The organism is Micromonospora sagamiensis (assembly GCF_014680085.1).
Taxonomy (GTDB): Bacteria; Actinomycetota; Actinomycetes; order Mycobacteriales; family Micromonosporaceae; genus Micromonospora; species Micromonospora inyonensis.
On record NZ_AP023438.1, the window covers coordinates 620297 to 633690 of the forward strand.

At 72.4% G+C, this 13394-nt stretch carries 10 protein-coding genes; 3 read left to right on the forward strand and 7 right to left on the reverse strand.

What is annotated here, in order from left to right:
* Positions 1-405: 405 nt before the first annotated feature.
* Positions 406-2061, forward strand: coding sequence for a right-handed parallel beta-helix repeat-containing protein (locus IGA62_RS02325; protein WP_145816631.1), 1656 nt, complete (start codon positions 406-408; stop codon positions 2059-2061).
* 98 nt (positions 2062-2159) lie between these two features.
* On the opposite strand, the gene pulA is transcribed toward IGA62_RS02325, so the two are convergent.
* The 4 genes from pulA to IGA62_RS02345 all read right to left on the reverse strand — a co-directional run bounded on the left by pulA (position 2160) and on the right by IGA62_RS02345 (position 9812).
* Entirely contained in the window at positions 2160-7652 is a 5493-nt protein-coding gene (gene pulA / locus IGA62_RS02330) for a pullulanase-type alpha-1,6-glucosidase (RefSeq protein WP_145816629.1), read from the reverse strand.
* Between the two features lie 224 nt (positions 7653-7876).
* The gene (locus IGA62_RS02335) at positions 7877-8551 is read right to left on the reverse strand and encodes a cellulose binding domain-containing protein (protein ID WP_145816627.1); all 675 of its coding nucleotides are present in this window, start codon (positions 8549-8551) and stop codon (positions 7877-7879) included.
* 141 nt (positions 8552-8692) lie between these two features.
* Positions 8693-9082 carry a hypothetical protein gene (locus IGA62_RS02340; RefSeq protein ID WP_145816625.1) on the reverse strand — a complete coding sequence of 130 codons (390 nt, stop codon included), beginning with the start codon at positions 9080-9082 and terminating at the stop codon, positions 8693-8695.
* A gap of 37 nt (positions 9083-9119) precedes the next feature.
* Positions 9120-9812, reverse strand: a complete 693-nt coding sequence (locus IGA62_RS02345; protein WP_145816623.1) for a hypothetical protein — start codon at positions 9810-9812, stop codon at positions 9120-9122.
* Positions 9813-9831: 19 nt separating this feature from the next.
* Between IGA62_RS02345 and IGA62_RS02350 the strand changes: the two genes are divergently transcribed.
* Positions 9832-10020: a hypothetical protein gene (locus IGA62_RS02350; protein WP_145816621.1), complete on the forward strand. Its 189-nt coding sequence runs from the start codon at positions 9832-9834 to the stop codon at positions 10018-10020.
* Between the two features lie 37 nt (positions 10021-10057).
* Here the strand turns inward: IGA62_RS02350 and IGA62_RS02355 are convergent, their stop codons facing one another.
* From IGA62_RS02355 to IGA62_RS02365, 3 genes are all read right to left on the reverse strand, one after another.
* A complete protein-coding gene (locus IGA62_RS02355; protein WP_145816619.1) occupies positions 10058-10432 on the reverse strand; it encodes an ArsC/Spx/MgsR family protein in 375 nt (124 codons plus the stop codon).
* A gap of 67 nt (positions 10433-10499) precedes the next feature.
* The gene (locus IGA62_RS02360; protein WP_190289248.1) at positions 10500-11333 is read right to left on the reverse strand and encodes an alpha/beta fold hydrolase; all 834 of its coding nucleotides are present in this window, start codon (positions 11331-11333) and stop codon (positions 10500-10502) included.
* Positions 11330-11914: a TetR/AcrR family transcriptional regulator gene (locus IGA62_RS02365; RefSeq protein WP_145816615.1), complete on the reverse strand. Its 585-nt coding sequence runs from the start codon at positions 11912-11914 to the stop codon at positions 11330-11332. Before IGA62_RS02365 ends, IGA62_RS02360 begins: the two co-directional genes overlap by 4 nt.
* A 654-nt stretch (positions 11915-12568) precedes the next feature.
* Between IGA62_RS02365 and IGA62_RS02370 the strand changes: the two genes are divergently transcribed.
* Complete coding sequence (locus IGA62_RS02370) at positions 12569-13315, forward strand: C39 family peptidase (protein ID WP_145816613.1); 747 nt, start codon at positions 12569-12571, stop codon at positions 13313-13315.
* Positions 13316-13394 lie beyond the last annotated feature (79 nt).

Genomic DNA, 13394 nt, shown 5'->3' on the forward strand with positions numbered 1-13394 from the left:
TGCTGGGGGGATCCTTCTCCTACGGTTTGTTCGGAAACTTCTTCCCCTTCGTGGCGGTCCGGAGGCTTCGCCCGCGAGGCGTCCCGACCGCCCCGGTCCATCCCCGTGTCGGCGCGTCCGCGCGGGTCCTCCGCCGGCTGACCGGCTGATCCACATAGATGGCGACGGCCCTTCCCCGATCGGCGGGGAGGGGCCGTCCGTCGCTCCGGCCGTTTCGCGCCGGTTGGGTCGGACGTCCCCCTCCCCACCGATAACCACGCTAATACGGGCAAGTTTCGGATTTCGTCTCAGAGCGAGGAAACTTCTCATACGGTGTGGTTCAGCAGCTACAACCGATTTGTAGCGAAGGGCGCCTCGCATGGCGGAGCGACCTTGTCTGGTACGAGGAGAGGGCAGAGAGCTCCGATGTCCAACTACCTATCGAACAACGAAGCCTCCGACCGGGCGTCGGTGGCCCGGCGCCGCCGCCGGCTCTGGCTCGCCAGTGGTGTGGCGGGGTTGACGGGTGTGGTCAGCATCGCCGCGGTGGGCGTCGCCGCCACCGCCGGGGCGGTCGGAGCGGGTGGGCTGAGCTGGTCCGCCGCGCAGCAGGCCATCACCGGGGGCGACCAGGGCCAGCCCGGCAAGGGCGGCAAGGAGAGCCCGGAGGGCGGGAACGGCAAGGACGACAAGAAGGGCAAGGGCGACAAGAAGGAGTCCGGGCGGGACCACGAACGCGGGAAGGAGGTGCCCTGCGACACCGACAAGCTGATCCAGGCGATCGTCTACGCCAACAGCAGCGACGGTGGGGTGCTGAAGCTCGCCAAGGGGTGCACCTACGACCTGTCCCGCAACGAGGACGGCAACGGTCTGCCGGTGATCACGGAGGACATCACCCTCAAGGGTGACCACACCACGATCAGCCGCGAGGCCACGGCCGACTACTTCCGGATCCTCAACGTCGGCGCCGGCGGTCACCTCACCCTGAAGGGCCTGACCATCAAGGGTGGGCAGACCTCGCAGTACCTGACCGCTCCGACACCCGAGGCGGTCTGGTCGCTGTACTCGAACTCGGTCGAGATGACCAGGGCGGCCGCCGCCGGGAAGCCGGTCGAGAAGGCGGCCGTCGGCGCGGACAAGGTCAGGACCACGAAGAAGGCCGTGGTCAAGGCCACCCCGCGCGCCGGTGTGGCCCGGCCGCTGGTGGAGGAGCCGGGCGTCGCCGACGGCGCCGGCATCCTGGTGCAGCCGGGCGGCAGCGCCGACATCGTGGACACCGCGATCGTCCACAACCACTCGGGTGGCAACGGTGGTGGCCTGGCCAACTTCGGGACCACGAAGCTCAGCCACAGCACCGTCGCCCACAACAGCGCCTTCTTCTTCGGCGGCGGCATCCTCAACGCCGGCCTGCTGAAGGTCACCGACTCGAAGGTCACGGACAACAGCGCGATCATCGGCGGTGCCGGCATCGCCAACGGCGCACCGCGCATCTTCGACGAGGACATCGACGCCGGGACCATCCTGCTCGAGAAGACCAAGATCACTGAGAACGAGACGCTCGGCTTCGGCGGCGGCCTGCTCGACATCGGGGGCACCACCAACGCCCACTACACGCAGTTCGGCGGCAACTCGGCGCTGCTGGCCGGTGGCGGCGTGGCCGCGATCGACGCCCAGGTGACCCTGAGCCACACCACGGTCGACAAGAACAGCACCGCCGGTGTCGGCGGCGGCCTGGCCGTGGCGTTCGACAGCGCGGTCACGCTGGACAACGTCGCGGTCAAGGAGAACAAGGCCGGGTTCTTCGGCGGCGGCATCTTCAACACGCTGAGCGTCGTCACCATCCGGCACAGCCACATCACCGGCAACGAGGCCGTCGGGCCGTTCGGTGTCGGCGGCGGCATCTTCAACATCTTCGGCCGGGTGACGCTGGACTCGTCGAAGGTCACCCACAACTTCGCCCGGCTCACCGGCGGCGGGATCTTCACCTTCCCGAACGGCGTGGAGGTGGACGAGGAGTCGGCGATCACCGCCAACCGTCCGAACAACTGCGCGGGCTCTCCCGTGCCGAACTGCTTCGGCTGAGGCGGTCCCGCCGTACGGCCGGCACCGGCGGCACGACGGGGCGAAACCGGAACCGGCCCCCTTCCGCGAGACGCGGGAGGGGGCCGGTTCACGTCGTCTCACTTCTCGACGAAGACCGCCACACTGCGGGCCGGGACGGTGAACGTCCCGTCGGCCGGGTCGAACGCCGCGGTGCGCAGCACCGGATCCGCCGAGGTCCGCAGCACCGGGTGCAGCGACACGTCCGCCCCACGCAGACCGGTGACCTGCTGCTTCGCCGCCTCCGGGGTGGTGTTGAAGACCACCGTCACCGACGTCCACTGCCGGTCCAGGCCGCGACCGTCCAGCGTCATGGTGAGCACACCGGGGGTCTCCCGTGGGCCGGAGAGCGGGAAGGCGACCCGCTTCTGCACCTCACTGGCGTCGGTCAGCCCGAACACCGGCGAGGAGGCCCGCACCCGCAGCAGCTCGGCGTACCGGGCGTCGGTCAGGTTCACCGCCGCGCAGTCCGGCACCAGCGTCGCGTCCGCCAGCAGCGGCTTGGCGTACGACCACTTGTCCTGGTTGTCCTGCGCCGGGGGCAGGCCGGCGCCGAACCCGTTGCCCTGGGCGCAGTCCCACCGGATCTGGTTGAACCAGTCACCGGAGTTGTACGAGTTGCGGTCCAGCGACTTCGACCGCAGCCGCTCGGTGCCGGTGGTGACGAAGCCGCTCCCCTGCCCGAGGACCACGGTGGAGAGGGCGAGCACCTGCATCCGGGCCCGGTCCGTCATGCCGGTGTCCTGCGGCAGCTTGTACGCCAGCGCGTCGTACAGGATCTCGTTGTCGTGCGCGTCGACGTAGGTGACCGCCTCCCCCGGCGCGGCGGTGTAGCCGGCGGGCGAGCCGTTGTAGTCGACCTGCGCGCCGGTCACCGTCCGGCCCTGCGTGTCGGTGAACCGGTAGCCGGCGAGGTTGCCGACCAGGCCGACCTTGATCTGGTCGTGGGCGTGCAGCAGCCGGGCGCGCTGCTGCTCGGCGGTGCCGTTGACCGGGTCGCCGTTCGGGTCGGTGAACAGTCCGGAGGCGAAGCCCTGCACGCGCGGATTGGCGTCGAACGGGCCACCGCCGCGCACCGCGTCGCGGAGCCGGTCGTTGAAGGTGCCGATGCCGGTGCCGGCCATGTTGGCCTGGGTCGCCTGGACGAACCGGGCGTCGTTCGCCACCTCGCCGAAGTTCCAGCCCTCGCCGTAGAGCAGGATCGACTTCCCGTCCACCCCGTCCCGGGCGACGGTCAGCTTGTCCAGCGCCGCCCGGACGGCGAGCATGTTCGCCTTCGGGTGGTGACCCATCAGGTCGAAACGGAAGCCGTCCACCTTGTAGGCCCTCGCCCAGGTGACCACGGAGTCGACCACGAGCCTGCCCATCATGGCGTGCTCGGGGGCGGTGTTGGCGCAGCAGGTGGAGTTGGCGACCGTGCCGTCGTCCAGCAGCCGGTGGTAGTAGCCGGGCACCACCTGGTCGAGCACCGACTTCGGGTCGGTGCCGGCGGCCGAGGTGTGGTTGTAGACCACGTCCATCACCACCCGCAGGCCGGCGGCGTTGGCCCCGGCGACCATCTGCCGGAACTCGGTGGTCCGCTTCGCCCCGGTCGGGTCGACGGCGTACCCGCCCTCCGGGACGGTGTAGTGCAGCGGGTCGTACCCCCAGTTGTAGCCGTCGGTGTCGGCGACCGCCGCGACGCACTTCTGCTGCTGGTCGGAGTCCGGCGGCAGCTTCGCCAGGTCGCAGGCGGGCTGCTTCTGCTCGCCGCGCCGTTCGGGGATGGTGGCGAAGTCGAACGCGGGGAGCAGGTGCAGGTGGGTGACCCCGGCGGCACCGAGTCGGCGCAGGTGGGTCATGCCGGCGGTGGCCGGATCGGTGAAGGCGAGGAAGGTGCCGCGCCGCTCGGCCGGCACGGTGGTGTCGGCGATCGAGAAGTCCCGCACCGACAGTTCGGTGATCTGCACCCTCGACGACGGCACCGCCGCCGGCTTGCGCAGCTTCGCCCACCCGGCCGGGGCGAGCGCCGGGTCGGTCAGGTCGACGATCTGGCTGTGCGTGGAGTTCGGCGCCAGCGCCACCGAGTACGGGTCGGTGACCGACGCGGTGACCAGTTTCTGTGCCGCCGGCTGCCAGGTCCGGACCTGGTAGCGGTAGTACTTCCCGGTCCACTCCCGCACCCCGCGCACCGACCAGACGCCGGTGCGGTCGTCCCGACGCATCGCCACCGTGGTGGGCTGCGCGGTCGGCGAGTCGAACAGTTCGAGCGCGACGGTGTGGGCGGTGGGTGCCCAGACCGCCAGGGACGGGCGGGTGCCGTCGAAGGTCGGGCCGAGCAACGCCCCCGTGGCGCGGGCGTAGACGTCGTCGAGGACGCCGGGGATCTGCACGCCGGTCGCGCCGAGCAGGGTGCCCTCGTGGTCCCGTTCGGTCACCAGGAGCTGGCCGCGCAGCGCGGCCGGCACCTTCGCGAGGTCACGGTCGGCGAGGGTGAACGCCCGGTGGGCCCACAGGTGCGGGAACTTCGCCCGCTGGGCCTCGGTGAGCCCGTTGCGCGCCGCGGTCAGCGGCAGCGAGGTGTACGTCCCGGACAGCTCACCGTCGACCACGGTCACGCCGCCGGCCGCAGCGGTGACCAGGGCGTACGTCTTCCCGTCGGTCGGGCCGGTCGACCAGGCGACGGTGGACCGGTCGATCCAGTGCGCCTTCTGCTTCGTGATGTCGACGTCCTTCGCGGTGCCGCTGGTGGTCGCCGGGAGCAGCCGGCCCGGGGTGGCGGCGAGCAGCCACACCTCCCGTCCGGCGCTGGCGAAGTCGAGCCGCTGGTCCTGCGGGAGGTCCTTCTCGTCTCCGGAGTGGATGATGTAGCTCAGCCCGGTGGCCCCGGCCGCCAGGGGCACCCGGAACACCGCGCCGAACGCGTCGACCTTCGTCGGGGCGAGCGGCGACGCCCAGTCGGTCGGGTTGGCCGCGCCGTCCCAGAGGTGCAGGCCCCAACCGTCGTACCTGCCGTCGGCGCGACGGTAGTGGAGGACCGCGACGCCCTCCTCGACCGGCGGGGCGGGCTGCCCGGTGGCGTCGGAGTAGCTGGAGTGCACGGTGGGGTCGCCCTGTTTGATCCAGATCTCCCCGGTCCGGGTGACGTCGATGGTCCGGTCCTGGGCGACGTCCTTGTTCCCGTCGGAGTCGACCACCAGGAAGCCGACGGACTTCGCGCCCGGCTTGAGCTTCACCCAGGCGAACCGGCCGTAGGCGTCCTGCCCGGCGAACGGCTGCCCTTTGGGCCACTCGGTGACGTACGCCGGGTCGATGTCGCCCCAGGCGTAGAGCCCCCAGTCGGCGTAGTCACCGTCGGGGCGCTGGTAGTGCACGATCGCCCAGTCCCGGGAGGCGCCCTGGTCGGGGGTGCCCACGGTGGCGGTGGAGCGGGTGCTCGCGGTACGGCCCCTGCCGTCGCGGACCACGGCCTTGTACTCGATCCGCGTGCCGCCGGGCAGCCCGGTCAGGTCGTGGTGCAGCGTGTACGGGGCCTGCTCGGCGGTGCCCAGCAGCGTCCACTTCCCGCCGTCGACCCGGGCGGCCACCGCGACGGTGGCGAGCGGGTCCCCGGTGACCTCGGCGGTGACCGCGGCGCGGGTGACCACGGGGGCGTCGTCGGCCGGTGCGGTGATGGTGATGCCCGGGGCGGCGGCCGGCTGCGGGATCGGCGTGCCGGCCCGGTGCACCACCGCCGACAGCGGCGGCACGGTGAGGGTCAGCTTGCCGTCCCCGGTGGCGGTGGTGGTGCCGGTGGCACCGTGGACGCCGGTGAAGGTGGCGTTCGCCGACCAGGTGTCCACGGTGACGGTCTGCGCGGTGGCCGCGTTGTTGACCGCGACGACGTACTCGACGCGCTGCTTCGGGTCGATCCGGGAGAACGCGAAGACCCCCGGGCCGTCGGCGGCGTGCCGGGTGACCTGGATGCCGTCGCGCAGTGCCGGGTGCGCCTTCCGCAGCGCGCCCAGCTCCGCGATGGTGCGGTAGAGCGGGTGGTCGCGGTCGTACTGGTCGGCGGCGTGCGTGCGGTCGGTGCCGAGCAGGTCGTCGTCGAGGTAGTCGGGGGTCTTCGAGGCGAACATGTCCTGCCGGGCGTCCTTGTCGCCGCCGGGGCCGGTGAAGCCCTGCTCGTCACCGGAGTAGACCACCGGCTGTCCCCGGGTGAGGAACATCAGCTGGTGGGCGAGCTGGTCGCGGCGCAGGTGCGTGCTCGGGTCGGTGCCGCCGCTCGCGATGAACGAGCCGATCCGGCCCATGTCGTGGTTGCCGAGAAAGGTGGGCAGCCGGTCGGCGTCGGTGTCCCGGGAGGAGTAGAGGTCGTCGCGGGCGTACACGTCGGCGAGGGCCTTCGCCGAGCCGTTGCCGGCGGTGTAGCCCCGGGCCGCCTCCTGGAAGGCGAAGTCCAGGGTGGCCGGCAGGCCGCCCTGCCGGACGTAGCCGGAGGTGATCTCCGGGTCGGCGCTGTAGACCTCACCGAACATGAAGAAGTCCTTCTTGCCGGCCTGCTCGGCGGCGCTCTCCACGCCCCGGCTGAACTGCGGCCAGAAGTCGAGGTTGACGTGCTTGACGGTGTCCAGCCGGAACCCGTCCACCCCGGTGCCGGCGATCCAGTCGCCGTAGACCTTGGTCAGCCCGCGCACCACCTCGGGACGCTCGGTCCACAGGTCGTCGAGGCCGTAGAAGTCACCGTACTCGCTGTTCTCGCCGGCGAAGGTGGAGTCGCCCCGGTTGTGGTACATGGTCACGTCGTTCAGCCAGGCCGGGACCTTGACGGTCCGGTCCGCCCCGCTGGCGAAGGTCGGGGTGTACGGGCCCGCGTCCGCGTTCACCGTCGGGAAGTCACGGGTCCCGTCGGCGTAGTTGCGGTCCTCGAAGGCACGCCCCCGCGCGTCCGTGTACGGGCTGGTCTTCTTGTCGACGTACGCGTACTTGTCCTCGGCGTACTTGATGACGTCGGCGGTGTGGTTCACGATGATGTCCAGGTAGACCCGGATTCCCCGCTGGTGGGCGAGACGGACCAGCCTCCGCAGCTCCTCGTTGGTGCCGAAGTGTGGGTCGACCTGGGTGAAGTCGGTGATCCAGTAGCCGTGGTAGCCGGCGGAGACGTCGTCGCCGGTGCCCTGCACGGGACGGTTCTTGAAGATCGGGGCCAGCCAGATGGCGGTGGTGCCGAGCCCCTGGACGTACTCAAGCTTGTCGATCAGGCCCTTGAGGTCGCCGCCGTGGTAGAAGCCCTTGTCGGCCGGGTCGAGGCCGGTGTTCAGCCGGTCCCCGGTCAGGCCGCCACGGTCGTTGCGCGGATCGCCGTTGGCGAACCGGTCCGGCAGGACGAAGTAGAACTGCTCGGCGCGGGCCTCGTCGGCACCGGCGCGGAGCATCGCCTCGGCGGAGGGCTCGCTGCGCCACTGTGGCGCGCCGGCCGCGGCGAGGGGGTCGGGACGCGCGGTGGCGTCGGCCCCGAGCTGGTCGACGACGACGGGGGTGCCGACGAGAGCCAGGGCGAGCAGGGAGAGCAGGCCGAACCGGGCCTTGCGGGATGTTGGCGGGGGTTTCATCGACGGCCTTTCCGTGGTCGTAGATTGGCCCGCACGCTAGTCCTTGCCGAAACGTTCTGCAATACCTTGCAAACCAAGTCGAAATATTGCGGACACCTTGCAGAGCCACGCCCGTCCACGGCCGACACAGCGGTCCAGCGGCTGACCGCGCGGGCTCGGACCGGAGCCGGAGAAGGGGCGGACCGACGGGCCCACGGAGCGGGAGACCCCGCGTCGCGGGAGGGTCAGCGACCGCAGGGAGCGCCGTCCACCGTGCAGCTCGTGGGACGCGTGGCGGTACCGGTGTCCCTGAGGTGGAACCGCAGCGACGCGGAGGCGCCGGGGGCCAGGTCCGCCCCACTGGTGAAGGTGAACGTGCCCCGGGAGCCACTGCTCCCGGCCTGCGCCGTCCCCTCCGTCCAGGCCGACACCAGGCGGGCACCGGGCACCTCCACCCGCACCGTCCAGGATCGCGGCGCGGTGGAGAGGTTGGTCAACCGCACCTCGCCGATGAACGCCCCGTCGTAGGTCTCCACCGGCCGGTAGGTCCCGGTCACCTGCGCCGGCGAGGGCTGCTGGTTCACCGCCGGGCCGCTCGACGCGGCGGTCGGGCTCGGGCTGCGCGACGGGGTCGGGGACACCGTGCGGCTCGGGCTCGCCGACGGGGTCCGGGAGGGACGCACCGTCCGGCTTGCCGTCGGGGCCGCGCTGCGCGACGCGGCGAAGGAGGACGCGGAGAGCGCCGGCAGCGGCCCGGGCTCCGGGGGCGGCCCGGGGGCGGCCGACGGCCGGCTGCTGACGACCGTCCCGAGGGCCACACCCAGCAGGACGACCATCACCAGCACACCGACCGAGACCACGGCCCAGGGCGAGAGCAGGCCCGCAGTGGACCCGTTACGCGCACGACGCCTGCCGGCCATGGTCCTCCCTCGTCGGTTCCCGACCGTCCCCGCTCGTCGGTTCCCGACCGGGAAGCCTAACCAGCGCGGTCGGCCGCCGCTCCCGGCCGGGGTCACCCGGTCCGACGGTTGGGCCGTCCGACCGGTCCGGCCGCCGACGGGTCAACCGGCCCGGACGACCGTGCAGATCACCAGTCCGTCATCGGTGGCGCGGAGCAGGTAGCGGTACCGCTCGCCGGGTACCGCCCGCCCCAGGCTGTCCAGGAACTCCCACTGCACCGCCACCAGGGTCAACAGCGGGGAGACCGGTTCCACCTGGAGGATCACCGCGTTCGCGGCGACCAGCTCACGCTCCCGGTAGTCGGGGGCGGCGCCCACGAAGGACAGTGCCACCGCGGCCGGCGAGCTGAACGAGAAGCTGTAGGTGTCGGCCACCACCAGGCCGGGCAGGGCGTAGCAACCGGCGATGGCGGAGACGTCGCCGGTGGTCAGCGCCACGCCGTACCGGTCGAAGAAGTCGGTGAGCGTGCCGAGGTCGGTGGAGGCTGTCACGGCGTCAGGAGTTGCCGCCCGGATGTCCGAGCAAACCTCAGCGGGGCGGGATCCGCACCTCGATCTCGGCGCCGAGCGTGGCACCGGCCTCGAGGCCGAGGTCGTCGCCGCTCCAGAACCGGCCCGGGTCGTACCAGTTCGGCCGCCGCCCCGGCGGGAGCAGCCCCATCGCCTCGTAGGTCACGGCGACCACCTCCGCGCAGTACGCGGTCTCCAGGGACCGGTCCGTGACGCCCAGAGGCGGGTCCGGTGGGCCGGCGGGCACGGGCGCGGGACCACGCCGGCCGGGCAGCGCCGGGCGGGGGATCGCCGGCACCCGGCCGCGCAGCCAACGCCAGGCCAGCTGCGCGGTGGACGGGAAGGGCGTGCCGTCGAGCCGGGCGACGGTGCGCAGCACGGCGTCCTCCATCGCCGCGTCGACGGGTGGTTCGAGCTGCCGCAGCCAGCCCCGCTGGCCGTACCGGTTGGCCCAGACGCAGACCGCGTCCCGCAGGTCGTGCAGCTGCACGCCCCGCTGGTGGGTGCCGGTCCACAGGTCCGGCAGGGAGCGCCCCAGCTCCGCGTGCCACATCAGCGGCGGCAGGTCGTCCAGCACCACCGCCATGCCGACGTGGTTGACCGGACTGTTGGTGGTGAGTTGGATGGCCCGGTCCGGCACGCTGCGTCCCCGGAACACCCACACGTCGCCGGTGCGGGTCAGCTCGACCGCCTCGTCCAGGCTGATGCTCATGTGGCACTACCCTAGGCCCATGCGGCAACGGATGCAGTGGTGGAAGCTCCTCGGGCTGGCCGGTGTGGTGGGGGTCGCGGCGACCGGGGTGGTCGTCGCCCGCGCGGAACGGCGACGCCGGGCGTACACCCCGGAGGAGATCCGGGCCCGGCTGCGTGACCGGCACGCGGAGGCGGCCACGACCCCGCCGACCGACGCGGAGAGCTGAGGCGGGCCCCGGCCGGCTGTCCGCCGGTCCGGGTCCGTCAGTCCGTCGTGGCGGCGCGCCGGACCGCCTCGGTCAGCGCCTCCGGGGTACGGCCGACCACCGCCCCACCGTCGTCGAGCAGCAGGATCGGACGCTGGATCAGCTCCGGCGCGGCCACCATCGCCTCGATCCAGCGCGGTACGGACGCCTCGTCGCGCGGCCAGTCGGCCATGCCCCGCTCGACGGCGGCGCGCTCGCCGAGCCGGCAGACGTCCCACGGCCGGGCGTCCAGCCGGCGCAGCACCTCGGCCAACTCCTCCGCGCTCGGCGGCTGCTCCAGGTACGCCCGCAGCCGGTAGGGCACCCGGGCGGCGTCCAGACTCTGGCGCGCACCGGCGCACTTCGAGCAGGACGGGTTGTGCCACATCTCCATGCCCGGAATGGTGACATGCGACCGCCCTGCTTCGGCGGTACGCCCGCACGCACTCGCCACCGGCCCCTCAGCCACCTCGCCGACCGGGGCGCACCTCGGCGAAGAACGCGCGCAGCGCGTCGGCCGCCAGGTCGGGGGCACTGGTCGTCGCGAAGTGCGACTGGCCCGGCCAGATGACCCGGCGGACGGCGGGAAGAGCCGCGGCCAGGGCATCCATCGTGGTCGGCATCGGCTCCCAGGTGTCGGCGCCCTGCATCAGCAGCGTCGGGACGGTGATCGACGACCAGCGGGCCGGGTCGGTGCCGTCGTCGGCCAGCGCCTCCAGGTCGTGCAGCCAGCCGATCGCCGAGCGCCGGGCCTCGGCCGGGTCGGGCCGTCGGTCGCCCGCCGCGGCCACGAACGCCGCGACGATCGAGGGTGGCACCCGGGTGACCTCGTTGAGCACGGCGAACATCTCGCCCGCGTCGTCCCGCTCGAAGGCCGCCCGGTAGCGGTCGAGCAGCGGCCCGATCGACTCCCCGGCCGCGTAGAGCGGCGGCTCGAAGACGGCCAACGAGCGCAGCCGGCCCGGCTCGGCTGCCGCGGTGTGCAGCGCCAGCGTCGCGCCGTAGGAGCCGCCGACCAGGTGCACCGGCTGCCCCACCGCCTCGATCACGGCGATCAGGTCGGCGACGTCGTCCTTGAACGACTTACGGCCGGGCGAGACATCGCTGGGGCCGTACCCGCGCCGGGCCGGCATCCACAGCTCGTACGCCCCCGCGAGCCGCTCGGCGACCGGAGCCCAGGAGTGCAGGCCGCCGCCCGAGCCGTGCAGAAGGACGACGGGGTCGCCCACGCCCGTCCGCCGGACCACCAGCCGGGTGCCGTCCGCCGACCGGATCTCCTGGTCGTTGCTGTTCATGGTTGCTTCCCCTCGGTCGTGGGCCAGTTGTCGAGTGCCGTGTGGACGGCGTCGATGACGCAGCGCCAGGACGCGTCGAGGTCGCGGGGATGCCCGAACCCCTCGGCCGTCTCGAGCGTCGCGAACCCGTGGAGCGTGCTCCGCACGAACCGGATCGCATCGGTCAGGACGGGCTCGTCGAGCCCGTACCCACGCAGCGTCGCGCAGCTCAGCTCGATCAGGCGCAGGTGCCCGGCCGAGTTCCTGCCCACGTCGGGCGGGAGTTGGAGCTGGGTCGCGGCGTACTGCCCGGGGTGGGTCACCGCGAACGCCCGGTATGCGTCGGCGAAGCCGATCAGTGCCCGGCGTCCGGAGCAGCCGGCCACCGCGAGCCCGAGACGGTCGGCGAACGTCGCCGCGGCCCGCACCGCGACCTGGTGCAGCAACGCCTCCCGGCTGCGGACGTGTCCGTAGATGCTGGCGTCGGCGACCCCGAAGTGGCGGGCGACGGCCGCGACCGTGAGCCGCTCCAACCCCAGCGAGTCGGCCAGGTCGGCTGCGGCCGCCGCGACGCGTTCGGTCGTCAAACCCTGTCGTGGCACGGCAATCCTTCGACATATCGGCTGAATGCTAGGACCCCTAGGATAGCGGCCGGAATCCGACCTCGGCGCGTGGGTCGGGGGAAACCCGCCGAGCGACGGCGAGCGGGCATGCGACCGGTCCGTCCGCGCCGCCCGCAGCGACGCCGGCAGCGACGCCGGCAGCGACGCCTGTCCGGTTTCGCCCTAGGCATCCCCGGCGTCCGGATGCCCGCGCGGGCATCGGCCCGTGGCGTCCGGTGCGGCCTGCCCGCGTGCGCTCTGCCGGTGCGGCCTGCCGCCGGGAATCGGTTTGGGGGTTGGTGGCGTTGGACCCGGCTCACCCCCGAGTACCACCGATCGCCTCGCGACGAGGTGCCCGACAGCCTGGAATGCGGGCCGGGTCGGGGGCGTTGGACATGGCTCACCCCCCGAGCACCACCGCCCCGCACCCCCGGGCCGGACCCACCGGATCCGGAATGCGAGCCAGGTCGGTGGCGTTGTACATGGCTGGCGCACCCACAAGGGCCGAGCCCCGGGTCCGCCCCCCACACTTCCCGCCCGTGCCACCCCCGTGCCACGCGACGGACCCCCGCACCCCACGCGCTCGAAAAACCTCCCCCGCCGTGGCCGTCCCCCACGCCACGCGCCCCCGCAACGGAAAGGCAGGACACCCCCATGACCACGCTGATCCGTAAGGCCGCCCTGACCATCGCCGGCGCCACCCTCACCGCAGGCGCCCTCGCCGCCCCCGCCACCGCCTTCGCCGACCCCGCCTCGGCAGCCACACCCACGACGGCCATCTCCGTCACCACCGACCGCGACAACGACCGCCGCGACAACCGCGACAACCGCGACGACCGCCGCAGCGACCGTGACGACCGTCGCGACGAGCGCAGCAACCGGGGCAACGGCCGCAGCGAACGGGAACTGCGCGTCCGCTACCAGGCACAGCCCAACTTCTACTACTGCGGCCCCGCCGCAGCCCGCAACGCCCTGTCCACCATGGACCGCGACCTGTCCCAGGACGACCTCGCCCGCGAGATGGGCACCACCGAGAACGGCACCGACTCCGCCCACCTGATCACCAAGGCCCTCAACGCCAAGCTGGGCAAGGACGCCTACCGCACCACCGAGGTCTCCACCCCGACGGCCGACGACAAGCAGACCGACCAGATGCGCCGCGACGTCGTCACCGCCATCGACAACAGCCGCGCCATCGTCGCCAACATCGCCGGCACCGCCACCGACACCGACGGCACCCCCCACGCCTTCGAAGGCGGCCACTACATCAGCGTCGTCGGCTACCGCGACAACGGCAACACCGTCAAGATCGCCGACTCCGCCAACCCCGACCAGTCCTCCTACTGGATCACCACCGAAGCCCTCGCCGACTGGACCGCCACCCGCGGCTACTCCGCCTGACCCACACCCACCCACACACCACGACGGGCCGGCCCCCACACCAGGGGACCGGCCCGTCGTCGCGTTTCCGTCGGAGGCG